This window comes from Mesorhizobium sp. BR1-1-16 (assembly GCF_020165495.1).
In the GTDB taxonomy this organism is placed as follows: Bacteria; Pseudomonadota; Alphaproteobacteria; order Rhizobiales; family Kaistiaceae; genus Kaistia.
The window spans coordinates 208,309-231,675 of record NZ_JAIUIE010000004.1; the positions used below are offsets into that span (position 1 = coordinate 208,309).

General features: G+C 62.8%; 24 protein-coding genes. 6 read left to right on the plus strand and 18 right to left on the minus strand.

Annotated features, from left to right (window positions below):
• Nucleotides 1-15: 15 nt before the first annotated feature.
• From LB518_RS11645 to LB518_RS11680, 8 genes are all read right to left on the minus strand, one after another.
• Nucleotides 16-1,026, minus strand: a complete 1,011-nt coding sequence (locus tag LB518_RS11645; RefSeq protein ID WP_224577612.1) for an MDR/zinc-dependent alcohol dehydrogenase-like family protein — start codon at nt 1,024-1,026, stop codon at nt 16-18.
• Nucleotides 1,027-1,065: 39 nt separating this feature from the next.
• Complete coding sequence (locus tag LB518_RS11650) at nt 1,066-1,329, minus strand: hypothetical protein (protein ID WP_224577614.1); 264 nt, start codon at nt 1,327-1,329, stop codon at nt 1,066-1,068.
• 72 nt (nt 1,330-1,401) lie between these two features.
• Entirely contained in the window at nt 1,402-2,757 is a 1,356-nt protein-coding gene (locus LB518_RS11655; RefSeq protein WP_224577865.1) for a Coenzyme F420 hydrogenase/dehydrogenase, beta subunit C-terminal domain, read from the minus strand.
• Between the two features lie 29 nt (nt 2,758-2,786).
• Nucleotides 2,787-3,929: a polysaccharide pyruvyl transferase family protein gene (locus LB518_RS11660; protein ID WP_224577625.1), complete on the minus strand. Its 1,143-nt coding sequence runs from the start codon at nt 3,927-3,929 to the stop codon at nt 2,787-2,789.
• Nucleotides 3,856-4,806: a glycoside hydrolase 5 family protein gene (locus tag LB518_RS11665; protein ID WP_224577627.1), complete on the minus strand. Its 951-nt coding sequence runs from the start codon at nt 4,804-4,806 to the stop codon at nt 3,856-3,858. The genes LB518_RS11660 and LB518_RS11665 overlap by 74 nt, the downstream gene beginning before the upstream one ends.
• Complete coding sequence (locus tag LB518_RS11670) at nt 4,803-5,570, minus strand: TIGR04290 family methyltransferase (protein WP_224577629.1); 768 nt, start codon at nt 5,568-5,570, stop codon at nt 4,803-4,805. Before LB518_RS11670 ends, LB518_RS11665 begins: the two co-directional genes overlap by 4 nt.
• A 50-nt stretch (nt 5,571-5,620) precedes the next feature.
• The gene (locus LB518_RS11675; RefSeq protein ID WP_224577631.1) at nt 5,621-6,217 is read right to left on the minus strand and encodes a histidine phosphatase family protein; all 597 of its coding nucleotides are present in this window, start codon (nt 6,215-6,217) and stop codon (nt 5,621-5,623) included.
• A complete protein-coding gene (locus LB518_RS11680) occupies nt 6,214-7,314 on the minus strand; it encodes an inositol-3-phosphate synthase (protein ID WP_224577633.1) in 1,101 nt (366 codons plus the stop codon). The genes LB518_RS11675 and LB518_RS11680 overlap by 4 nt, the downstream gene beginning before the upstream one ends.
• Nucleotides 7,315-7,456: 142 nt before the next feature.
• On the opposite strand from LB518_RS11680, the gene LB518_RS11685 reads away from it, so the two are divergent.
• Together LB518_RS11685 and LB518_RS11690 are read left to right on the plus strand one after the other, a co-directional pair.
• Nucleotides 7,457-9,196: a hypothetical protein gene (locus LB518_RS11685; protein ID WP_224577635.1), complete on the plus strand. Its 1,740-nt coding sequence runs from the start codon at nt 7,457-7,459 to the stop codon at nt 9,194-9,196.
• A 27-nt stretch (nt 9,197-9,223) separates the two neighbouring features.
• Complete coding sequence (locus LB518_RS11690; protein ID WP_286198669.1) at nt 9,224-9,799, plus strand: sigma-70 family RNA polymerase sigma factor; 576 nt, start codon at nt 9,224-9,226, stop codon at nt 9,797-9,799.
• A 27-nt stretch (nt 9,800-9,826) separates the two neighbouring features.
• Here LB518_RS11690 and LB518_RS11695 read toward each other — a convergent pair whose 3' ends face one another.
• From LB518_RS11695 to LB518_RS11725, 7 genes are read right to left on the minus strand one after another with little or no spacing between them, the layout of a single operon-like run.
• A complete protein-coding gene (locus LB518_RS11695) occupies nt 9,827-10,861 on the minus strand; it encodes a UDP-glucuronic acid decarboxylase family protein (protein ID WP_224577637.1) in 1,035 nt (344 codons plus the stop codon).
• Nucleotides 10,862-10,879: 18 nt separating this feature from the next.
• On the minus strand, nt 10,880-11,977 hold the full coding sequence (locus LB518_RS11700) for a CgeB family protein (protein ID WP_224577639.1): 1,098 nt from the start codon (nt 11,975-11,977) through the stop codon (nt 10,880-10,882).
• Nucleotides 11,974-13,068, minus strand: a complete 1,095-nt coding sequence (locus LB518_RS11705) for a CgeB family protein (RefSeq protein ID WP_224577641.1) — start codon at nt 13,066-13,068, stop codon at nt 11,974-11,976. The genes LB518_RS11700 and LB518_RS11705 overlap by 4 nt, the downstream gene beginning before the upstream one ends.
• Complete coding sequence (locus LB518_RS11710; protein ID WP_224577643.1) at nt 13,065-14,180, minus strand: CgeB family protein; 1,116 nt, start codon at nt 14,178-14,180, stop codon at nt 13,065-13,067. Before LB518_RS11710 ends, LB518_RS11705 begins: the two co-directional genes overlap by 4 nt.
• Before the next feature lie 8 nt (nt 14,181-14,188).
• Nucleotides 14,189-15,277 (minus strand): glycosyltransferase family 4 protein, encoded by a 1,089-nt coding sequence (locus tag LB518_RS11715; protein ID WP_224577645.1) that lies wholly within the window; start codon nt 15,275-15,277, stop codon nt 14,189-14,191.
• Nucleotides 15,274-16,344 carry an NAD-dependent epimerase/dehydratase family protein gene (locus tag LB518_RS11720; RefSeq protein WP_224577647.1) on the minus strand — a complete coding sequence of 357 codons (1,071 nt, stop codon included), beginning with the start codon at nt 16,342-16,344 and terminating at the stop codon, nt 15,274-15,276. The genes LB518_RS11715 and LB518_RS11720 overlap by 4 nt, the downstream gene beginning before the upstream one ends.
• Nucleotides 16,341-17,450, minus strand: a complete 1,110-nt coding sequence (locus LB518_RS11725) for an NAD-dependent epimerase/dehydratase family protein (RefSeq protein WP_224577650.1) — start codon at nt 17,448-17,450, stop codon at nt 16,341-16,343. The genes LB518_RS11720 and LB518_RS11725 overlap by 4 nt, the downstream gene beginning before the upstream one ends.
• A gap of 196 nt (nt 17,451-17,646) precedes the next feature.
• Here LB518_RS11725 and LB518_RS11730 point away from each other — a divergent pair, with 196 nt between their 5' ends.
• Together LB518_RS11730 and LB518_RS24690 are read left to right on the plus strand one after the other, a co-directional pair.
• Complete coding sequence (locus tag LB518_RS11730) at nt 17,647-18,153, plus strand: DUF4142 domain-containing protein (RefSeq protein ID WP_224577652.1); 507 nt, start codon at nt 17,647-17,649, stop codon at nt 18,151-18,153.
• A 32-nt stretch (nt 18,154-18,185) separates the two neighbouring features.
• On the plus strand, nt 18,186-18,308 hold the full coding sequence (locus LB518_RS24690; RefSeq protein ID WP_286198670.1) for a hypothetical protein: 123 nt from the start codon (nt 18,186-18,188) through the stop codon (nt 18,306-18,308).
• Nucleotides 18,309-18,587: 279 nt separating this feature from the next.
• On the opposite strand, the gene LB518_RS11735 is transcribed toward LB518_RS24690, so the two are convergent.
• From LB518_RS11735 to LB518_RS11745, 3 genes are all read right to left on the minus strand, one after another.
• Nucleotides 18,588-18,821, minus strand: coding sequence for a hypothetical protein (locus LB518_RS11735; protein ID WP_224577654.1), 234 nt, complete (start codon nt 18,819-18,821; stop codon nt 18,588-18,590).
• A 128-nt stretch (nt 18,822-18,949) separates the two neighbouring features.
• Nucleotides 18,950-19,528, minus strand: coding sequence for a response regulator (locus tag LB518_RS11740; RefSeq protein ID WP_502845826.1), 579 nt, complete (start codon nt 19,526-19,528; stop codon nt 18,950-18,952).
• 2 nt (nt 19,529-19,530) lie between these two features.
• Complete coding sequence (locus LB518_RS11745) at nt 19,531-19,722, minus strand: hypothetical protein (protein WP_224577658.1); 192 nt, start codon at nt 19,720-19,722, stop codon at nt 19,531-19,533.
• 148 nt (nt 19,723-19,870) lie between these two features.
• Here LB518_RS11745 and LB518_RS11750 point away from each other — a divergent pair, with 148 nt between their 5' ends.
• A complete protein-coding gene (locus LB518_RS11750) occupies nt 19,871-22,963 on the plus strand; it encodes a CheR family methyltransferase (RefSeq protein ID WP_224577660.1) in 3,093 nt (1,030 codons plus the stop codon).
• Between the two features lie 15 nt (nt 22,964-22,978).
• A complete protein-coding gene (locus LB518_RS11755) occupies nt 22,979-23,332 on the plus strand; it encodes a response regulator (RefSeq protein WP_224577662.1) in 354 nt (117 codons plus the stop codon).
• Nucleotides 23,333-23,367: the final 35 nt, after the last annotated feature.

Here is a 23,367-nt window from a genome sequence, read left to right on the forward strand (position 1 = left end):
GATCCGTGTCGACCATCAGAAGATAACCAGTGCCTTGATGAAGCTGCCCGGATGATCACGCGTCGCTGCCAGCGCCGCATCGAGATCATCGAGGGGATAGCGGTGCGTATAGAGCGGATCCGGATTCAGCGACCCATCGGCGACCGCTGCAATGGCTTCCTCGACGCCGCGCACATATGCACGGGGATCGCGCTCGTGAGCGTTGATCACATCGATACCCTTCCAGTTCCACTGCTGCATGCTGACCTGTCGTGGGCCGTCCTGGTGATAGCCCGCGATGATCAGGCGCCCGCCTTCGGCGACCAGTTCGCCGGCGAGATCAAGGGGCCATTGCTTCCCCACGGCTTCGATGACGCGGTCACAAAACCGGCCGGCGGTGAGCTCCCGCACGCGCTCGATGATCTCGTTATGATCCTGCATCGCGATCGTTGCAGCAGCACCCATTGCGGCGGCTGTCTCGAGCGATGAAGGACGGCGGGAGATGGCGATCACCTCGGCACCCTTGGCAGATGCCAGACGGGTCAGCAGCGCGCCGAGAAAGCCGATCCCGATAATGGCGACCGTCATGCCCGCCCGGATGTCGCTGCGGCGGAGAATGTTCATTGCGCAGCCAAGCGGCTCGCCCGGGAACGGCCGGCCGTCGAGCGCGGCTGGCAGGCGGAGGGCCGCGGCGGCTGGCCCGACATCGTATTCGGCATAGCTGTGGCCAAACAAGGTTGCGACGCGGTCACCTTCCGCAAGCGACCTCACCCCCGTACCGACTGCATCGACCACGCCCCATCCTTCATGACCGAGGCCGCCCGGTTCGGTCGGAAACTGCATCCATTCGGGCCCTTCCCATGGGACTACATTGGAGGCACACACGCCGCAGCCCTCAAGGCGCACACGAACCTCGCCGGCGCCAGGTTCTCGCAAGGGCAGGCGGCGTACCTCCATGGTTCGCGCCGCTGTGAGCACCGCCGCCTTCATCATCGCCATGCGCGGCTTCCATTCGGCGGGAGGCTCGGCAAGCATTGTCGACGCCATGATGTATCCTTCAGATTGCCTGTGCCCGAATGTGGATCGTCAGCTGCGCGCGACGAATTTGTTGAAGCGGCTGGTGCCGCCATCGGCTGTCCGGTCCTGATGCAGGAAATCGAGATCGTTCTCATCGAAGATCTCGAAAAAAGCCTCCCAACTGATCGGCTCGAGTTCGTCTTCGGGCTCACCGAAATCGATCCTGAGGATACCGCCCTTCCCACGCGTCTTCACCCGCGCCGGCTTGCCGTCACGCTGTTCGGCCCAGCGGCGGATCTCGTCATGATCGCGGGTCTTCTTCGCCTCGCTCATCGCACGCTCCCGGCTTCTGCTCTCCGTTGTGGCGTCGAACCAAGCTGGGGCAGCTTTGTTCCATTGACTCAGTCAATGCCGGTTCCGGCGTTCGATGCCATCGAGGAGACGGCCGAGCGGCCCGCGGGAGTAGGCGAGAGCGTGATAGATGGTGGCTGCCATGCGGCCCCAAGCCAGATAGAGGCCGGGCCACTGGCGCCGATGTGCCAAGACGAACACGCGGTGGCTCCAGAACGAAATCGAGCGGCGCGTGCGATAGATGAGCCGTCGCCGCCAGGGCAATCCGCGCGAAGTTGGAGCGACCCGTTTCACCGGCCGCAGGCGCGGAGAAAAGCGGGCCAATCGGTAGGCGAGACCTTCCCGGCGCTGGCGAAAGCCGGCCGCCTGCGTTTCGATCACGAAATCCGCATCGACGGGATCGAGCGCGAGCCGCTTGCCAGTGATCGCTTTGCGGACGATATCGCCGATTTCCGGGGAGCGGACGACCACGACATTAGTTCCCCGGCCGTCCTGGCTGTGCGGCTCGACCCAGGCATCCCCGAACGAGATGTCGGCTGTCTCGCCGACGACATCGTCGCAGAAATCACAGGCGGAATTCTGGAAAAACCCAGAGCCCCAGTCACCATCCACGAGATCCCACCAATCCCGCTCCGGTCGGCCGCCGCCATCGAGCGACAAGGCACTACGATACCAATTTGCCGGATGTTCGGGCCTTTTGACGCGATAATCGATGGCGGTCACAGCTTCCGGCTTGACGCCGATCTGCCATGCGATGCTGTCGACGAAGCGCGCACTCTTCATGTGACCGCAGAAGAGCCCTAGCGTGTGCGTGATCCGCTGGCGAAGGACATCATCCTTTTCGCGGAGCAGATTGATCGCCTTGATGAAACAAGGCACGCCGACAACCGCATAGCGACCGGGCCGGGCGAAGATCTCGGCCAATACCGGCGCCAAGTCGACGGGATAATAGCGGGACCGTGCACCCTCTGTGATTTCGGCTTCCGAGCGCGAAATACGGTAGCGAAACAAGCCCGTTTCAGACTTGGCCGGGGATGGCACGACATGGGCCACGCCATCGACATTCCCGAGGCGGAGAAGCTCGCAGGCGACCCAACTCACCATGCCGCCAGAACTGCCCTCCTGGCGAAACCCGCCTTCGGCCACGGAACCGACATAGGTGGCCTCGAAACGGCCAAGCGAGGGGTCGGTGGCCGGAGAGCTTGGCCACAGCCGCTCAGCGAGTTCATCCTCGTTGGCAGAGTGGGGCGAGAACGGGCACAGCGTGTCGAAGTCCTTCGCGCCATGCCCGGTCCAATCCTGCCGAATGTCGGGGATGCGCTGGCCGAACAGGTCCCATGTCATCGCCGCGGAACCACCCGCCGCGGCGGCACAACAGCCGCATCCGCTGCAGAGTCCGGCCCCGACCATGGCGCGAGGGTTGAGGTGAGATACCGGCGTCATCCCAGGGCCGATGCGAGATAGCGGCTTGACCGGCCGCGCAGCAGGGAAATTCGATCGTCCAGATTCGGCGGAAGCGGCGTCTCGATCAGATCGCCCAGCAATCGCGCCGCGTCCTCGCCGGCCAGAAGTCTTTCTTCCAAGCCGAGCAGCGCCGTGAGGTCGCCAAGTTTGTTGGCCCTGTAGGTAGAGGCAATAGTGGCGAAGGGTTTGCGATTCACGATAGCGAAAACCGCGCCGTGGAAGAAATTCGTGACGACGGCAGCGGCACCGGCCATCAACGTGGCAAAGCGGTCCGGGCCGGCTTCGATCTCGTGCTTGTCAGCGAACGCGTTGCGATAGCCGACGCTGACAATGCTAAGGCCTTGCCTCGCCGCAGCCGCGCGCGTCGCCTTACCGAACCAATCCGGAAAGCCGTGGCCATAGACGAGGAGATAGTCGGGTACGCGAGATGCAGGAGCAGCATCGTTGATTAGATCGGAAAACTGCAGGCACGGATCGAGGACGAGATCGGCGTCGATACCCGCATCGCGGACGAGTTCAAGACTATTGGCATCGCGAACCGACACGCGGTCGAAGCGCCGCAGCCGGTCTGGCCAGGCCGGGGGAAGGCCGGAGGCAGCATCGTGATTACCAAAGCTGGCGGCGTAGGACACCAGTCGCTTCGCGCGCACGCCCTCGCCCCAGAACAGGCGGCAGCCGCCATACCACGGATGTTGCAGGTTCCACACCTCGTCGCTGCCGACAATGACCGTATCGCAGGCGGCCATCTGTTCCGGTCGATCGAGATCGAAGCGCGGCGACAGAGGCAAGGCGGCAAAGGCCTCGAAGAAACGCCGCGTCTTAGTTGCATAGGCTTCGAGATCGCCCTTGCAATTGGGCTCCGGCAGCCGGGGTTGAAGCGCACAGCGCCATTCGGCCCGGTTCACGGCAACGCTATCATGATCCAGCAGAACCGCATCGCGGCCCTGAGCACCAATACCTTCCACGAGGCAGCGCGCCTGCCAATAGGACCCATAATTGACGCAGCGATGAAAGGTGAGGACCCCGATCCTGGACATGGCGCGATCACATGGACAGGGCCACGCCACCGGCCGCCGCGTTTTCGCTTCGGACGGGAGACACGGCGGCAGTGGGCGCATAGCGATCGATCATCGTCCGGCAGAATTCCGCGAACTCGTCCGCGACAAGCGGCGCGCTGGTGTGATGCGGCATCCAGCCGCGATGCGCGGGCGTGAAGCAGAAAGTGACTGTGACGTCAAAATCGGTCAGCGCCTCCATCTGGCGATCGAACCAATCGAGAGCGTTCGGTCGGAAGCTGTCGGCCCAGGAAAGGCCGGTGCGCAGATAGCGGACGCCGAGGCGCTTCATCCAATCGACCGCCGCATCGAGGCGCGGGTCCTCGAAATGAAACCACTGCACCAGTCCGACCTGCGGCGTGCAGCTGGCGAAGACTTCCAGCGCCGGCTTCGGCGATCCATCCTCGCGCAGCAGTCCCATATAGAAATGCCGGTAATAGGAAGAGCCTTCCGCCTCGCGGTGGCGTGTCGTCGCCTGCCAGGATTGGGGCAGATCGTAGAGGCTGTACCAATGGATCCGCGGCGCACGGCCAATCAAGAGGTCGGCCGTCCGCTTCATGCCCCAGGCCTGAACCTCCTCGGAGCCGAAGCTCGAAACGCCAACTTCGCTGACCCAGACCGGGAGTTCCGTCGCTTCGCCGATCTCGACCAGTTTGCGCGGCCATTCGTCGATCTGCCAGAGATTCCAGTCGAGCGGAAAGCCGTGCACCGCGATGGCGTCGAGATGATCAAGGACGCCCAGCCCCTTCAAGCGCGCGATGAAGAGCGGATCGATCGGCGAAATGCCGCCGAGGACGCGAGTCACCGCTGGATTGGCCCCAGCAATCGCCTCGGCGGCGAGGATCGTCATTTCAGCGAAGCGGCTCCAGTCGAGATCGATTTCCGGATCCCAGTGCGACTTGTTGTTGGGCTCGTTCCAAATCATCGCTGCTTCGATCATGCGGGAACTCCCATCGGCAGGCTGGGTATGGCGACGCCATGGGGTCGCTCTGCAAGGCCGCAGAAATAGACTTCCTCTTCAGGATGACCATGAATGGCAAAGCCGGCGCTCCGAAGCATGGCCTCGGCGCAACAGCGATTGGGCAGCCACCAGTTCGTCGGATCGCCCGCATAGCGGTGTTCGACGAAATGCAGTTTCGGGTAGCGGGGATCTTCGAAGATGTCGGCGCGGCGGAAGTCGTAGTCGCCATCCAGATCGACGAGATCGGGCGAACCGCGCTGCATCGACTGGAAGACCAGGAGATCGCCGACGACATGCTCGCGCAGAAGGTCGAGAGCGAGGAGCGGATGTCTTAGATGATAGAGCACGCCCATGAATAGGACGATGTCGAACCGTTCGCGAAGCGCCCCGATCTCGTAGACCGACATTTTCCGGAATTCGACCGAGATGCCCGTCGCGTCGGCGGCGAAGCGTGCCTGCGAGAGATAGCGATCGTCGAAATCGATGCCGAGCACCCGCGACGCACCGCGCCGCTTCATTTCGATCGAATAGAAACCCGCGTTGCATCCGATATCGAGCACGGTCTTGCCCGTTAGATCCTCCGGGATCGAGCCCGCGAACTTCCGCCACTTGATAAAGGGATAGTTCCCGAGGAAGTGCTCCGGAGCCGTCCAGACCCCGCCGATATCCATGTTGTGAAACCAGGGGCCAAGTTCGCGAATGCGCGCGCTGATGGCTTCACGGCCATTGCCATCGGCGTTCATTCTCTCGGATCGCCGCGCTGCGGCATCCCGTTGCGGCCTACCGTCCATGACTACACACCCTCATTCATCCGCAGGAGCTTCGAGCCCCAACTTCCCATTGCGATCGTCGTGATCGACGCCGGATCAATCTCGAAGCGAAAAAGGCTATCCGGCTGCAGGCCAAGCACGTCGCAGACCGCACATTTGATTACGTCGGCGTGGCTGACGAGCACGACGCTTTCGCCCGGGTGACGTTCCGCGGCGACCCGCATGGCGCGGCTCACACGTTTGCGGACATGTTCCATGCTCTCTCCCGTCGGCGTCGTGGCAATGCCGCGCTCTTCGTTCCACCGACGCCACGCCGGGTCGCCGTTGAGTTCCTCGAACGTCTTGCCCGACCAGTCCCCGAAGTCGACCTCGTCAAGATCGTCATCGATATCGATCGGGGCCATGATGGTCGCCGAGGAGATGGCGGCCGCAGTTTGTTGCGTGCGCGTCTGAGGGCTCGACGTGATCGAACCGAAGCGCTCGTTCCTCATCCGTTCCGCCAAGCGTCCGGCCTGCGCCAATCCATCCGGCCCAAGCACCACGCCCTTGCTGCGGCCCGCCAGATAGCTGCCCAGCGCATCATGCGCCGCGTGGCGAACGAGATAGACCACGGTCGTCATTCAGCGGCGTCTCTCAGGCGTTCGTCGCCGGCAATGAAGTCAGCTGTCTGCCGACGTGCCTCGTCATCCGTGAACTGGACGGGGGGAGACTTCATGAAATAGGCGGATGGGCCGATAAGGGCGCCAGCGAGGCCACGATCAAGGCCGAGTTTCGCACAACGAATGGCGTCGATGACAACGCCGGCCGAGTTCGGCGAATCCCAGACCTCGAGCTTCAGCTCCACATTGAGCGGGACGCCGCCGAAGGTGGTCCCTTCGAGGCGGATATGAGCCCATTTGCGGTCGGTGAGCCACGGCACATGATCGCTTGGACCGACATGGACGTTGTCGGCGGCAAGCGGAACGTCAAGCTGGCTGGTGACCGCACGTGTTTTGGACAATTTCTTCGACTGCAGGCGCTCTCGTTCCAGCATGTTCAGAAAATCGGCATTGCCGCCGAAGTTGAGCTGGTAGGTCCGATCGAGCCGCACGCCTCGCTCCCGGAAGAGATTGGCAAGCAGCCGGTGGATGATGGTCGCGCCGACCTGGCTCTTGATGTCGTCGCCAATGATCGGCAGGCCGCGCTGCTCGAAACGACGCCGCCACTCGGCATCCGAGGCAATGAAGGATGGGATGCAATTGACCATCGCGCAGCCGGCCTGCAGGGCCTCCTCGGCGTAATGCGCCGTCGCCGCATCCGAGCCGACGGGCAGGTAGGAGACGAGGATCTCGGCGCCGCTGTCGCGAAGCACCTCCGCCACATCGACCGACGGCTCGCCCGACTCTTCGATCACTTCCGAGAGATAGCGGCCGAGGCCGTCGAAGGTCGGGCCGCGCCGAACCGTTACTCCTGCCGGCTCGACATCCGAGAAGCGAACTGTGTTGTTTGGCGCCTCGAACACCGCCTCGGAGAGGTCGCGACCGACCTTGGCGGTCGTCACGTCGAAGGCACAGACGATCTCGATATCTTCGGGCCGATAGCCGCCTAGATCGACATGCATCAGCCCCGGAACGGGCTCGTTGCCTTCGATACCCCGATAGAAACTGAGCCCCTGCACCAGGGAAGAGGCACAATTTCCGACACCGACGATGCCGACCCTTATCGCTTTGCCTGCCATCTGCACTCACCTCATGGTCTGCCCCCGAACAGGAGGCCGGCAGCTTTGTTCCAAACACCGCACGCTTTCCCACGCCCGCATGGATCAAAAGATCGGCGCGGCGGTTCGGGACGATCGAGACTGACTGGGAGGAAGGACAGTCATGATTGTGTACGGCGACGCGGAGCGATCCGAATGGTCCGGCACCGTCCGCGACGACGTGGTCGCCGGACTCTGCAGTCTCGGTGGCGGCGAATTCGGCCGAACAGAGCACGACGCCGTCGTGGAAACGTTCATCCGCTCCGGAGAACTTCTCCAAGGCCTTGCCGACGCCGAGCTTGCGCAGCGAGGCTTCGACGCGGATTCGCCGCTTCAAGAGCGCGCGGCCAAACTTCTGCTGCTCCTGGCTCGTCTGGTCGATCAGTCAGCCCGCGGCGCGCCTGATATGACGCAGCTTGCGGCAGCCAAGGCGCTCGCCTCCTCGATACCGCCGGACATCCTTCTCAAGACCCGGCGCTGCGAAGGGTATGCCCATTACGCGTTGATGCCGGAAGCGTATCTCGCGGCGGCGCGAGCATCCGGGCTGCCGCCGGATACGCTCGTTATCGGCCTGCGCAGCATCGGCACGAGCCTGGGCGCTCTGGTCGCAGCTGCGCTCGGAGCTGCGCCTGCCATCACGCTTCGTCCGGGTGGAGCGCCGTTCGAGCGGAGAATTCGGGCCGACCCTGCCCTGCTTGCGGGGGCCGCGGCCACTGGAAGGCCGGTCGCCGTTGTCGACGAAGGCCCCGGTCTTTCAGGCTCATCGCTCGCAGCGGCGGCTCAGTGGTTGCTGGACAATGGTGTGCGGCGGCAACGGATCATCTTCTTCTGTGGCCATAATGGTGAGCCCGGTTCAGCGGCATCCGAGAGGACACGTGCACTCTGGGCCGGTATTGTCCGCCACAGCGCGGCTGAACATGATGTCATCAGACATTCCGAGGGCCTGGAGCGCTGGATCCGCCCGCTCGTCGGGATCCAACTGGGGCCGCCGCTGGCGTTCTACAGCGGGTCCACGCCATCGAGAAAACAGGCCCGGGATATTCGGTTCGAGCGGCTCAAATTCATCGTCAAATCAGAGACCGGCACTTACCTCGTCAGATTCGCCGGGCTTGGTGCACTCGGACGGCAAAAACATGCTGATGCGGTCGCGCTTGAAAAGGCCGGTTTTGGGCCGGAGACGATCGGCCTTTGCAGGGGCTTTCTTGTGCAGCGGTGGGTTACCGGCGAACCTCCTGATCGCATGCAGCCCGATTTCGTCACTCAACTCGGCAACTACCTTGCGTTCCGCGCGCGCCACTTTCCGGATCGCCAAATCGGCGCCTCGCCGGATGTGCTCCGCGAGATGTCCATCCACAATGTCGGTGTCGCCCTGGGCCGCGACGCTGCCTATGCCGTCGCGATGAGGCTACTCGATCTGACGGAGCCAGGCATGGAGCCTCGCCCGGTCCGAGTGGATGGAAGGCTCCATGCGTGGGAGTGGCTTCGTCATCGCGACAGGATCGTGAAGCTCGACGCGGTCGACCATTGGGCAGGACATGATCTCGTCGGCTGCCAGGACATCGCCTGGGATATCGCCGGTGCTTCGGTCGAGCTGGGCCTTGGCCCTGCCGAGCGCGCGCGCATCATGCTGGCGGTCGCCCGAGGCGGCGCGGCACCGCGCGCAGCCCTCGTCGACAGTCTCCGCATCTGCTACTGCGCCTTTCAGCTCGGTCTCTGGACCACCGCCGTCGCCGTGGACCTGTGGGGACAGACGATAAACCGACGCCGCGCCGGACTCTATGCCGCGCTGCTCACGGGCTGTTCCTCATCCTCGGTAAGGCGTCCCGGCGGGAAGGAACTTACCTTTCGCCGCCGCATTGACTGAGTCTTCAATGCGGCCCGGGAGACGGACTTGTCCTTTGGAACCCATCTCAGACAAACCGGTGCGGAGTCTGTGGTCGAGTTGATTCCTGCGTTGCGAGCGTTCGCGCGATCCTTCTACCGCGATACGAACGATGCGGATGATCTGGTCCAGGAGACCCTGACCAAGGCTATTGCCAATCTGGACAGGTATGAGGAGGGAACGCGCCTCAAATCGTGGCTTTTCACGATCATGCGCAACACCTTCTATACCAGAATTCGCCTCTCGCGGCGCGAGGCCCCCGGGGCCGCGGACTGCGTCTCGTCGCAGCCTGTCGTCAAAGCCTCGCAGGAATGGACTTTGCGCGGGCAGGAGGTCCAGGCCGCGATTGACCGCCTTTCTCCCGCGCACCGCGAAGTGCTTCTGCTGATCGGCATGCAGGGCGTCAGCTACGAGGAAGCGGCCGAAATTTGTGGCTGTGCAATGGGTACCGTGAAGAGCCGCCTCAATCGGGCCCGCGCCACGTTGCTGGAAATGCTGGGCGAAGATTCCGCCGGGACCCTGGTGGAAACCTCTGAATGGCTCGCCGAGAACGCCACCGGCGCCAGCGCCTCCCACAGACGCTGACGAAGAGCGCTATGCGCGCCCCGCCCACTACTCCTTCTGAATTCCCATGTAGGCTTCGGCTGGCATCGCATGTGCCGGTTGCTTGGCCTTTGCCGATCGCGCGACGAACGCTTCGAAGTGACGGATCGTGGCGAGAAGGCCGTCGGGCAGCGCGACGCGTGGCTCCCATCCAAGCAAACGGTTCGCCCGCGCGATGTCCGGCCGGCGACGCTTGGGATCGTCTACGGGCAATGCCTTGAAGACAAGCGGCGAGCGCGAATTCGTCATGCGGAGCACGAGGTCGGCGAGTTCCTGCACGGTGAATTCTGAGGGATTGCCGAGATTGACCGGAGCGCCCGGGCTGTCCGCGACGTTCATGAGCCGCATCAGCCCATCGATCAGATCGGAGACATAGCAGAAGGAGCGCGTCTGCGATCCGTCGCCATAGATCGTCAGCGGATTTCCCGACAAAGCCTGAACCACCAGATTTGAGACGATGCGACCGTCTTTCGGATGCATGCGCGGTCCATAGGTATTGAAGATCCGGGCTACGCGCACATCGGCTCGGCCGGCCCGGAGGAAGTCGAAGCACATGGCCTCGGCCGCCCGCTTGCCCTCGTCATAGCAGGCGCGCGGTCCGGTGCAGTTGACATGTCCCGTATAGCTCTCGGTCTGAGGATGCATCTCCGGGTCGCCATAGACCTCGCTGGTCGATGCCTGGAGAAAGCGCGCGCCATGTCGCTCGGCGAGCTCCAGCAGGTTCAGCGTGCCGACGACGCATGTTCGCATGGTATGGACGGGGTCGTTCTGGTAATGCGGCGGGGATGCCGCGCAGGCAAGATTGTAGACGCGGTCGATGGCCTCGCCCGGATCGAAGGGCGCGCAGATGTCGCGCTTGATCATTCGAAAACGTGGATGGTGTATGAGCGCCGCGATATTGTCCTCGCTGCCGGTAAGGAAATTATCGACGCACAGCACACGATGGCCGGAGGCCAGCAGCGCCTCGCAGAGGTGCGAGCCTAGGAACCCGGCTCCGCCGGCAACGAGAGCCGTATCCTTCACGGTCTGGCGCGATGACGACATACTTGCTCTCCTGATTTCCTAAGCTGCGCGGCCGCGTCCGACGCGGGGAGACAATGCTTCGATTGTGCGGATGAACTGATGGGCGCGCGCCTCGCCGGTATGGCCGGCGGCAACGATCCGGCTGGCGCAATCGGCCATGGTGCGGCGGTCGCCCTCGGGCATGCGATCAATCAGCTCGACCACGGCGTCGGTTCCATCGGCAACCTGGATTGCCTTTCCGATCGGGAAGAAGTCTCCCAGACCGGGCCAGGCGTCACTGATCACCGGTGTGCCGCAGGCTGCGGCCTCGAAAAGCCGGACGCTGGGTGACCAGCCGGCCGTCGCCATATCGCGGCGCGTGATATTCAGTGTGAATTTCTGCCGGCTGTAGAACGAGGCGTGATCCGCCGGAGCCAGATGACCGATCCGATCGACATTCGAAGGCCAGTCGATTTCGTCAGGATATTGCGGGCCTGCGACGACGAAGCGCCGGTCTGGCAGGCTGCGCGCGACATCGAGGAGCATCGCGTCCAGCGCCGGCTGCCTGTCGGGGCTATAGGTGCCGAGATAACCGAGATCCCAGTCATAGGCTTCACCGGTCGGCCGATAGCGCTCCGCATCAACAGCGCAATAGAGCGGCAGCGCATGCCACGCGCCGAAGTCGCTCTCCAGACGCCTCAGCGTCGGTCCACCGCTGAACGAATAATAGGCGTCAAAAAGCGGAATCTGACAGGGATCGAGATAGTCGCAGCCTCGCCCCTTCAACGCCACCAGCGTGACGGGCGTATCGATATCGTAGAAACAGAAGACGCCGGAAACCAGCGGCGCGACAGCGTCGATCACCGCAATTCCCTCCGGGACATAGGACCCGATCATGACCAGGTCGGCGCCGCTCAGCAGAGCTCCGTGCCCTGACGTCAGTTCGGCGACCGTTTCGTAGGTGATCAGCGAACAGAAGTCCGGATCGGGGAGATCACGGTTCTCGGCATACCAAGGCACGTCGCGCTCGAGGAACGTGACGCGGTGGCCGAGAGCATGCAGCCCTCTTATCAACGCGCGATAGGTGGTCGCATGGCCGTTTCCCCAGGACGAGGAGAGCGAAAGGCCGACGATGACGATGCTGAGCGGCGTAGTCATTCCGCTGCCTCCGCCGTCCTTTGCCGCGCGTAACGGCGCAGGATCGCGTCTGCCTCGGCCGCGCGATGCGCATAGGTGTGCTCGGCTGTCACCCGGCAAAGTGCCGCCTGGCCGAGCTCGCGAGCGTCCGGCGGCTGCAACTGCGCGATGACTTCGGCGAGATCGAGCCCATCCCGGACAACCAGGATCTCCTCGCCCGGCATGAGAAATTTGTCGATGCCAGGCCAGACATCGGTGATGACGCAGGCCCCTGCCCCAGCCGCCTCGAAAATTCGGGTCGGCGGCGAAAAGCCGGTCTCAGCCATGCTTGCCCTGTTGATGTTGAGGACCGCCATCGGGCTGGCGTTGAACGCGTTGTGGTCGGCCGTCCCGACATGCCCGACCCAGCGCACATTGGAGGGCAAATCTCTGTCGCCCCACCCGGCCCCGCCGAGGATGAAGCGACGCTCGGGAAGGCGCCGCGCCGCCTCGAAGAAGAAGCTGTCGACGCGGCTTTCCCGATCCGGCAGTCGGTTGCCGAGAAAGCCGAGATCGGCCCCGAAGCGGGCCTCTGCTGTGACGGGATGATGCGTCAGGGGATCGAGTGCATTGTAGATCGGGAAGCATGCCGCCGCGCCGAACGCGCGATAGGCTTCGATAACCGCATCGCCTCCGCCATAGGTCAGCACGAGATCGACGCGTTTCAGCAAGCGATGCAGCGGGTGATATGGCTCGGTACGAAGCTGTGCGAGCGTCGCCGGCGCATCGACATCCCAGAACACGGTCAGCGCGTCGGGGCGGGCATGGCGCAGTACTTCAAGCAGAAGCGCTTCATCCTCATAGCCGACGCCGCTTGCCTTCACGACAATGTCGGCCTCGACGGCGCGGCGAGCAACATCGAGCAGAGACTGGGGCGTTGCTTCGTAAACCTCGACACGGCACCAGTCAGGAGGCTCGAGGTCGCGATGGCGGCTCCGATCGTAGACATCCGGCTCGAAAAACGTGATGTCGTAGCCGAGCGCAGCCAGAGCGCGCAGGAGACCCCGGTAATAGGTAGCCGCGCCATTCCAGTAGCTTGAGAGCAGGCTGGATCCGTAGAAGGCGATCTTCATTGTGCAGCCTCCAATGGCGTTGCTACGGGTTCGGAGTGGCCGAGGATCGCGAACAATTGGTCAACGCGATGCGCGCAGGTATGACGTGCCATGATCGTTTCGAGGCCGTTCGTCGCCACTGCTCGGGCGAGGTCCGGATCGGCCAGCAGGCTGCGCAGATGCTTCGCCATCTCGGCTCCGGTCTGAGCGAACAACAAGTCCGTGTTCGGACGGAACAGACCCTCGGCATCAGACCAAGGCGCCGATACCAGCGGGATGCCGCAGGCCAGCGCCTCGAAGACACGGATGGTCGGTATGCCTGGCAAGCTCTCGACATAGGGGCGCCGCGGCACATGGACGGTCACCTTGTGTGCCGCAAAGACCTCGGGCACGCGGGCATTCGCCAGCCAGCCGCGATACGCGATGCCGGCACCGGCAAGGAGCTGCAGCGCTGCATCAGGATAACGGACGCCATGAACCGTGGCAGAGATGCCCAACTGCCGGACGGGCTCGATGAGGTAGCTCGCCAGCTCGGCGCTGCGCTCGCCGTCGCCCCAGTTGCCGATCCAGACGAGGTCGCCCTCGATCGGCGTGTCGGGCAGCGGATGAAAGTGCCGCGTGTCAGCAGCCTCGTGCCAGGTGTGTACATCCCGGCCCCAGCCGGCGGCGAGGTAGCGCTCGCGCAGCGCCTCACCGAATGCCAGCACGCCGTCATAGTCCTCAAGCGGCATGGCCGCGATCGCATCGCGGTCTGAAACAGCCCGGTGATGTGTATCGTGAAACAGCAGCGCGAACCTGCCGCCGGCCCTACGGGCTCGTCCAATCCGAGCAACGAGACCTGGATCGGTCCATTCATGCACCACGACCACGTCCGCATAGGAGAGCATGGCCTCATGGTCGAAGGTTTCGTCATAAGTAACGGCGTCGAGATCGGGAAAGTCGCTGCCGAACTTCTGCAGGGCTCCTTCGCCCTGGTCCTTGACCAGATTGGCCTCGCTCCAGCCGCCGGCCGGCTGCAGCGCGACCGCCCTGTGACCGCGAGCGATCAATTCCTGCATGATCCCGCGCTGGAAATGCGCATTGCCATGGTTCCAGTCGGATACGAGGGAATGGGTGTAAAAAGCAAAACGCATGAATATCCTCATTCCGCGAAAATGGAGACGGCCTGCTCGTAGACGGCGCGCATCGCCCTGCCCTGTCGACGGAGCGTGAAGCGGCTTGCGCGCTCATGAGCCGCTTCACCGAGTGCGAGCCGCTCTTCGGTATCGGATGCCAGCCAGTCGATGGTCCGGGCCAGCGCCGTTGCATCGAGCGGCGGAAAGAAGACAGCAGCGCCATCCCAAAGCTCGCGATAGGTCGGAATATCGGCCAGGACGAGCGGTGCCCCTGTCAGGGCTGCTTCGAGCGCGGCGAGGCCGAACGGCTCATAGATCGACGGCGAGACGAAGACGCCACACTGAGCCATCAGCCCGCGCAGTTCGTCGCCGGCGACCGTGCCGAGCCCATTAGCGGCGTCGAAATCGATCGATGCGCCGTTTGGCCCCTCTGTGGCCCCCGCGGCAAAGATCCGCCACTGGCAGCGCTGTGCCGCCGCTTCCAGGACCGCACCGTTCTTGCCTTCGTCCCACCATCGTCCGGCGGCGAGAGCAAATGGCTGGCGGTGGTCTCCTGCCGGCAACCTGCCTGCCGCGTTGTAAACGACCTCGATTTTTGGAAGCGCGTCGTAACAGGCCACGAGCATCGCAGCATGGCTTGCACTTGGAGCGACAACGACGTCGGCCCGCGCGAATCCCCGCGCGGCGCGCGTCACCTGCCAGTTCCATCCGCTCGGAACGCTCTCCCCCCGGACAGTCCGAAACCAGCCCGCCAGGCAGGAATGCGAGACGACCACAACAGGTTTGCGTGTCCTGAGGCCAACGGCCTGTGTCGGCGAGTTGAGGTGGAGCAAATCAATGTCATGGTCGAGGACGACCCTGTCGAGCGCCACTGCGACCGGCTCAACCTCAGCCTCTTCCGACGCCATCCATTCAAGTGGCGCGCCGAGCCATACAAGTTCGCCGATCGCCTCTGCCTCGCCCTGCTGCGCGGGGCTCGGCCGCGGCCCGAGGCCCGCGAAGTGAACGCGATCGCCATGGTTCGCGATTTTACGGCCCAGTCTCATGGCGTATTGCCAGACCCCGCCAACCGCATCGACTGTCAGCAGCATGTGCCGTCGTGCCGATCGGCTCATGCGCGCAGCCTTTCAGTTCCGGCCGGCAGAGGCAGCTTCCTGTGGCGGGAGAGCCAGTCCGCGAGATCGCGCGCACCATCTCTCCAGTCGACCTCCGGCGTCCAGCCCACGGCTTCGTTCAAGCGGCGGCTGTCGGCAACGAAATAGACCTGATCGCCTGCCCGCCGCGGAGCATGGCGGACGGACGGCCGGCTTCCGGTGATCGTTCCAATCAGTTCGAGAAATTCCATGAGGCTGATGGAATTGGACGGGCCTCCGCCGAGATTGAAGGCGCGGCCAGCGCAGCGATCGATGCCGTCGAACACAGCGAGATAGGCCGCGACCGCATCCTTGACATGCAGCACGTCGCGAACCTGACAGCCATCGCCGAATATCGTGACCGGCTGGCGATTGATGGCGCGCTTCAGAAGATGCGCCACCCAGCCCTGGTCCTCGGTGCCAAACTGGCGTGGGCCGTAGATGCAGCTCATGCGGAGCACAGCCGTCCGCATGCCGAATGACGCGCCATAGTCGAGCACATACTGGTCGGCGGCACCCTTTGAACAGCCATAGGGCGTGCGGAATTCGAGATTGAGGCTCTCGTCCAGGCCGCGTGTGGCGAGCGCTGGATCGCGGGGCCGATACCGTCCCTCGGACAGCATCATCGGAATGTCGTCAAGCGCCCCATAAACCTTGTTGGTGCTGGCAAAGATCAGGGGAGCCCGCGTCTCCGCGCGCCGCACGGCTTCGAGCACGTTCAACGTTCCGCGCGCGTTGGCCTCGAAGTCGGAGAGCGGATCGTCGAGACTTGTCGTCACCGCGGTCTGGGCGGCGAAGTGGAATACCGCTGCGGCGTCCCGGAGCAGGCGCTGCATCGCTCCGCCGTCACGAATGTCGGCGCGAACGAACCGCACCGCACCTCGATGCCGATCGAGCAGCCAGTCGAGATTGGTCTCGACGCCCGGCCGGCTCAGATTGTCGATCAGGACCACCCGCCTGCCTCTGGCCAGCAGCGCATCGGCCAGGTTGCAGCCAATGAAGCCGCAGCCTCCGACTACAGCGATCTCGGCGTCGTCGCTGGGCCTCATGACACCAGCCCCATCGCTTCGAGCTGGCTGCGCATCTGCGCGCTGCGATCGAGCGCGACCGTGTCGCGGACCCAGTCGGCAATCTCCGCCAGCGAGTCTTCGAGACGATGTGCCGGCTCGAACCCTAGCAGGGCGCGCGCCTTGCTGATGTCCGCATAGCAATTGCGGATGTCGCCGGAGCGGGTCTTACCGAGGATATCCGGCTTGAGATCCGGCACGCCCATTGCCTCGGCAAGCATGGTGGCGACGTCGCGGATCGCATAGGACCGGCCGCTGCCGATATTCAGCACGACGTCATCAAGTCCCGGCCGCTCAAGCGCCAGGCGGAACGCCGTCGCGACATCGCGGACATGGATAAAGTCGCGCCGCTGGGCGCCGTCCTCGAAGACGAGCGGCCGTTCCCGATTGGCAAGGCGAGCAGCGAAATTCGCGAGCACGCCGGTATAGGGATTAGAGAGCGCCTGACCCGCGCCGAAGACATTGAACAGGCGCAGCGCCACCGTCTCGACGCCATAGGCCCGACCGAAGATGAGCACGGACCGCTCCTGGACATATTTCGTCAGCGCGTAGATGGATGCGAGATCGACCGGCTTCTCCTCGTCGGTCGCGGCCGGGGACAACTGCCCGCCATTCGCGTCGACGGGGTCCCAGAGGCCTGCCGCCACGCGCGAGCGGCTGCGCCGTGCATGGTCGAAACGTTCGTCATCTGCGGTCCTGTAAAGGCCCTCGCCATAGACGCTCATCGACGATGCCACGACGATCCGCTGCACGGGATGGTTGATCAGCGCCTCAAGCAGAACCGCGGTGCCGAGATCGTTCGCACCGACATATCGCGCGATTTCATACATCGATTGGCCGACGCCGACCTCGGCCGCGAGATGGATGACGCAGTCGACACCCTGTAGGGCCCGTGAGACCGCCTCGGGATCGCGGACGTCGCCTTTGACCAACTCGACATCCTGCGGCAGCTGCGGATGGCCGCTGCCGTGCACCTGATCGATCAGGGCATCGAGCACACGGACCCGCCAACCGCGTTCGAGCAGTTCGTCGATGATATGTCGGCCGATGAAGCCGCCGCCTCCGGTGATCAGAACCAGATCCGCCATCGCATTCCTCGATTCACTGGGCTTGCAACGGCCCCCGAACCTCGGAACGCAAGCTTTGTTCCTGCTCCCCCTCGATTGCACGGTCGAGGGCTGTTGATGATGCCGCCGCGCGGGCTGCCGCGTCGTCCGCCGGGAACATATGCAGGACGAGCTTGTTCTTCGGACTGGCCGATCCAAAAAGACGAGAGACCCCGTCATGCGCCACATTCTATTGGCAGTCGTTGCCTATCTGATGTTCCTGCCGGCCGGCGTCGCGAGCGCACAGGCTCCAGCACCTGGAGACGCGGAAGCTTTCGTCAATGAAGCCACCCAGGACGGCTTGCTGGAGTTGGCCATTGCGCGCCTCGCCGTGGCGAAGACGGAGGACAGCGATATCCTCCGATATGGCAATTATGTCGTTCAGGTCTTCAATGACGCCAATCAGGCCATCGCCTCGGCGGCCGGCGACATTGAGCCGCCTCGGTCACTCGACCAGTCTCGGCAGTCCCTGCACGACATGCTGCAGGGAACGCCTCAGGCGACGTTCAAGGAGACCTATCTCCGGCTTCAGCGCCAGACGCTCGACACCACGCTGATGACCTATACCGCCTATGCGCAGAACGGCCCGTCGGGCGCCCTGCGCGACGCGGCGCGCTCCTTCGTTGACGACATCAAGCGACTGAGCGACGCGCTCCAAAAGGTACCGACAGCACAACAGCGTTGAGGCGAACTCACGCGCATTTGGAGGAATTCTCCATGACCAAGACAATGTCCCGCCAAGAAGAGCAGCGCGGCGCGCGGCGGATCATCATGCCCGCCATGATCATCGCGGCGGTGATCTTCGTCGCCGTGATCATCTGGTCGTTCTTCATGCCCTGAAAAGGCAAAGCGATTGCACGGAGGCCAGTTATGCTCGAACTCGACCATGTCGCCGCGGGACTCTGGTTCCTTGCCGTTGCTGGCGGACCGGTCGCGCTTGGCGCAGCATTCCTCTATGGAATACTCCGTCGCCGGCGGCTCCGGAGACGACAGGAGTCCAGCCGTGTCAACCCGCCTCAGTCGGTATCCGACGGTCATCGGGTTCGCATGGATGAAGCGTTGCCGGCTGTTCGGCCCCCAGGCGTGACGGAGGAACAGCGCTGAGCACGAGGGCCCCAATCACTCGGCGCTGGCGTTGGCCAACTGGCCTTCCAGCGCTGCTTGCTGCCGTTCAAGCTCCTCAAGGGATCCGTCGATGGCTGCGAGCAAGTGGCGCGCGCGATCGCTGGCATCGTGCTGACCGCTTCGGGCTGTGCTCGCGATGACGTCCATCTGCCGCTTGCGCTCGGCCCTTGCGGCCTCAATGGCGTTTGAGATCGACGTGTAGCGCTGCTGAACTTCGAATGCGTCCACGAGACGGCCCTCCCCTCTGATCATGCTGATCGGCATTGCCACGAACAAGCAACACCCGAGAAGGTTTCATCACGAGCCGCAAAAGTCCGCGGTCGCGTCATCCAGTGGCAGACATCGCACGAGGGCCATCACTGCCAGTTCTTATGATCTCGGCGTTTGTGGGTATCTTCGAGAAGGAATGCGAGCCACCCCTCCAGGCTCGCATAGCCGTCTCGCGCATCGATATCGAGCGAAGCCCGTTCGAGCGTCAACTCCACGAGATGATCCGCGGCGTCGCTCTCTCCCATCAGCAGGAGCGCGGCCAGCCTGAGTTTCGGCAGCAACGCGACGACGTCGTCGAGGGGCTCGACGGTGTCGGCCTTTCGATGTTGGTTCTGCAGAGCTTCGAGAACGGCGCGGCTATCGGCCGGTTTTGAAAGGCGGCCCGCATGGCCAAACCGAGGCGGAATGGCAATATCCGAGCGCCCCGTGAAGAACACGAACGGGACGCCTCGGCGGTCGAGTTCGTCGGCGATCGGAAAGACTTCCTGTCCGTTCAAATCCACGTCGAGCACAGCGGCGTCGGCATATACTGTTTGCGAGCGGGCAGCCTCGACATTCGAGACGGGACCGAGCACGACGGCGCCCAAGCTGCTGAAGTACCGATCAAGATCGCTCGCGAGAAGATACTCATCTTCGACGATCAACACCCGGCTGCCACGGAGCATCGTCACGCTTCAGGTCCCTTCATCAATTTCGGCGCGTCGAGACGCTCCGCGCGTCGTTCGTCAAGTCGGGCCTGCAGGGATCGTGCAGCACGAAGGATCTGATCGGGAACTGGTTCGATAACCATCCCGAAATGGAAGGCCGGATCGACAAAGCCGAAGGTCGAGCGTGAATCGACGTCGAAACGCTTTGGCATGGCTTCCTCCCTGTGGGGTCCAACGTGGCTGCAGACGGAGCGTTCCGACCGAGCGCAAACCATTGTTGGCTGCAATGCTAAGACCACCGTATTATTATGGATCATAACCCCGACTGGCGCGTTTCGCTAATAGCGGAGAACTAAAAGCTTGACCGATTCAGACAACAGATTTCCAGTGGTTGGAATCGGAGCGTCCGCTGGCGGAATCCCGGCGATGGAGGCGTTTTTCAGGGGCTTGCCTGTCAATCCGGGCGCGGCTTTTGTGATCGTTACCCATCTCAATCCCGAACATCATAGTGTTCTGCATGAGGTCATCGGGCGATACACGGAGCTTCCGGTCGTCGTGGCGGAAGATGCGACCGTCGTCGAGCTTGATCATGTCTATGTCATGCCGCCCAACGCCATTCTCACGATGGCAGAGGGTATTCTTCAGTTGCGCCGGCCGAACAGTCCCGGTCGCGAGCGCAAGCCGATCGATATCTTCCTAAGCTCTCTTGCCGCCGATCAAAGCGAATACGCCGTGGCCGTCATCCTGTCGGGAGGCGACGGCGATGGGACGCTTGGTGCCAAGGCAATCAAGGAGCGCGGTGGCCTTACCCTCGCCCAGGCCAGCGACGCTTCCGGCCCCAGAAACCCCGATATGCCGGAGAGCGCAATTTCGAGCGGCATGATCGATCTCGCCGTTCCAGCCGAAGAGATGGGCGAGAAGATCGTAGCGTTTGTCCGCAGCTTCCACGCACTGGCGGTCTTGACCGAGACCAAGAACAAGAGTGAAGAAGCCGCGCTGCAATCTGCCCGCGGGCAGATATACAGCATCCTGAACAGTCAGACGGGCCACGACTTCTCGGGCTACAAAACGAAGACCTTCATGCGGCGGGTCAGGCGGCGGATGCAGGTGCTGCAACTCGGCAGCCTTGAGGACTATGTCGATCTCCTGGGCCAGGATGCGTCTGAAGTTGCCAACCTGTTCAGGGATCTTCTGATCAACGTCACGAACTTCTTCCGCGATCCCGAAGCATTCGCTCTCCTCGAGAAGGAGGTCGTCCCGAAACTTTTCGAAGGCCGCAGCAGCAATGACGCGGTGCGCATCTGGGTGCCCGGCTGCGCGACGGGCGAGGAAGTCTACTCGCTCGCCATATTGATGCGTGAGCATCTTGATCGCACCTCCAACCCTCCGCGGGTCCAGATCTTCGCGACCGATATCGACGAACACGCACTGGGTATAGCCCGCTCAGGCCGCTACCCGGAACAATTGACGGAAAGCCTTTCGCCCGAGCGGAGACAGAGGTTCTTCCATCGTGACGGCAGCAGTTTCACGGTTACCAGCGAATTGCGGGAGCTATGCGTCTTTTCTCCGCACAGCGTTATCCGTGACCCGCCTTTCTCGCGCATGGATATGGTCTCCTGCCGCAACTTGTTGATCTATTTCGGGCCGGACATCCAGAATCGTGTGATGCCGACCTTCCACTACGCGCTGAAGCCCGGCGGCTATCTCTTCCTCGGAACCTCGGAGAGCATCGGTCACCACACCGAACTGTTCACAACGATCGAAAAGAAGAACCGGATTTTCCAGGCGCGAGAGCGGCTTTCAAGTCCGCCGCAGCTGTCGGCCCTCTTGGCAGAGCCACGCCTTGCGGCACATGAGGATGCCTCGGGACTCAAGCGCCGACATAGCGCCTCTCCGCTCCGCCAAGTGGTGGAAATGCAGGTACTGGAGCGGTTTTCCCCCGCTCATGTCGTCGTGAACGGCGAAGGCGAAGTTGTCTATTACTCCTCGCGGACAGGACGATTTTTGGAGGCGGCGCAGGGTGCACCCAGCCGTCAGATTCTATCGATGGCCAAGAAAGGCCTTCGACTTGACCTGCGTGCCGCCTTGCGCCAAGCCGTCGAGACAAAAGCAACAGCGATCCGCAAGAATGTCGTCCTCGATGGGGAGACGGAACAAAGTCAACAAATCGACCTGACCGTCGAGCCACTGTCGGATCGCAGCATGCAGGAACCGCTGTTTCTCGTGCTGTTCGAGCCGAGCGGCCAGCCGGTAATGCAAGCGGCGTCGGAAGGGCGTGCGGAGATGCCCGACGGATCAGACGACCTTGAACGAGAGCTTCGGGACACCCGTGAACGGCTGCAGTCGACGATTGAAGAGTATGAAACTGCCCTCGAGGAATTGAAGTCATCGAACGAGGAACTCGTCTCGGTTAACGAGGAGGCGCAATCCACGAACGAGGAGCTCGAAGCCTCGAAAGAGGAAATGCAGTCCCTCAACGAGGAGCTGAATACGATCAACACCGAGCTGATCAGCAAGGTCGAGGACCTCGATCGGGCCAACAGCGATCTGAAGAACCTCTTCGAAAGCACCAAGATCGCGACGGTCTTTCTCGACCGCAATCTGGTTATCCGTAACTTCACGCCCGCTGCATCGACCTTCTTCCATCTTCGGTCCTCAGACGTCGGAAGACCGCTGACCGATCTTTCGAGCAATCTGGACTATCCAGACCTTCGCGATGCCATTGAAACCGTCTTCCGAACTGGCGAGATGCTGGAGCACCAGCTTCCACGCGACAGCAATGGCAAACATTTCCTGATCCGGCTCATCCCTTATCGCGATGATGTAGGCCGCACCGGGGGCGTCGTCGTGACCCTCGTCGACGTCTCAACCCTGGCCGCGGCGGAAGAGCATCAGCAGGTGCTGATCTCTGAACTGAATCACCGTGTCAAGAATATGCTGGCGGTCGTGATCAGCATCGCCAATCACACGCTCGAAAGTGCGCCGTCTCCGGAAGAATTCAGCAATTCGCTGATCGGCCGGCTTCATGCAATGGCGCGCGCATACGGATTGCTGTCGCGCACCAACTGGAAGACCGCATCCGTGAAGGAGCTCGTCGAACAGGAGGCGGCGGCTTTCGATGCGGCCCGCTTCCAGGCAGTTGGCCCGGATCTCCGTCTGGAGCCGCAGTACGGACTGCCAATCGGTATGGTCATCCACGAACTGGCAACCAATGCGGCCAAATACGGCGCGTTGAGCAAGAATGGTGGGACTGTCGATATCCGCTGGGAACTCGACGGCCCGCGACTCAAGCTGATCTGGGCGGAAAAAGACGGGCCGCCCGTTGTTGCGCCCGACAGGAATGGTTTTGGCCTGTCGCTGGTCAAAGGCGAGATCGAGTACCGATTGCGAGGTACTGTCGAAACATTTTTTGATCCCGATGGTTTGAAGGTGCACATGTCCTTCGATATCTAGTGCAGGGAGAGGCCAATGACGGCGAATGTACTGATCGTCGAGGACGAATGGTTGATCGCGGAAGATCATGCTGCAGCATTGCGCGGCGCTGATCATCGTGTGGTCGGACCCTGTTCAACCGTACAGGCTGCCTTGATCGCAATCGATGAAAATCTCGTCGATATGGCACTGCTGGACATCGAGCTTCGCGACGAGAAGAGCTTTGCGGTCGCCGAACGGCTGGAGGAGCGGAACATACCGTTCGCTTTCCTCAGCGGTCACGGCACTCAGGAGTTGCCGCCAGGCATGCGTGACCGAGACGTGCTGTCGAAGCCGCTCGAGCGAGCGACCCTGATCGCGGCTGTCGAGCGGATGTCATCGCGCGGCTGATGGCTGCAAAGCCAGCGAGAGATCGGATCGCTGTA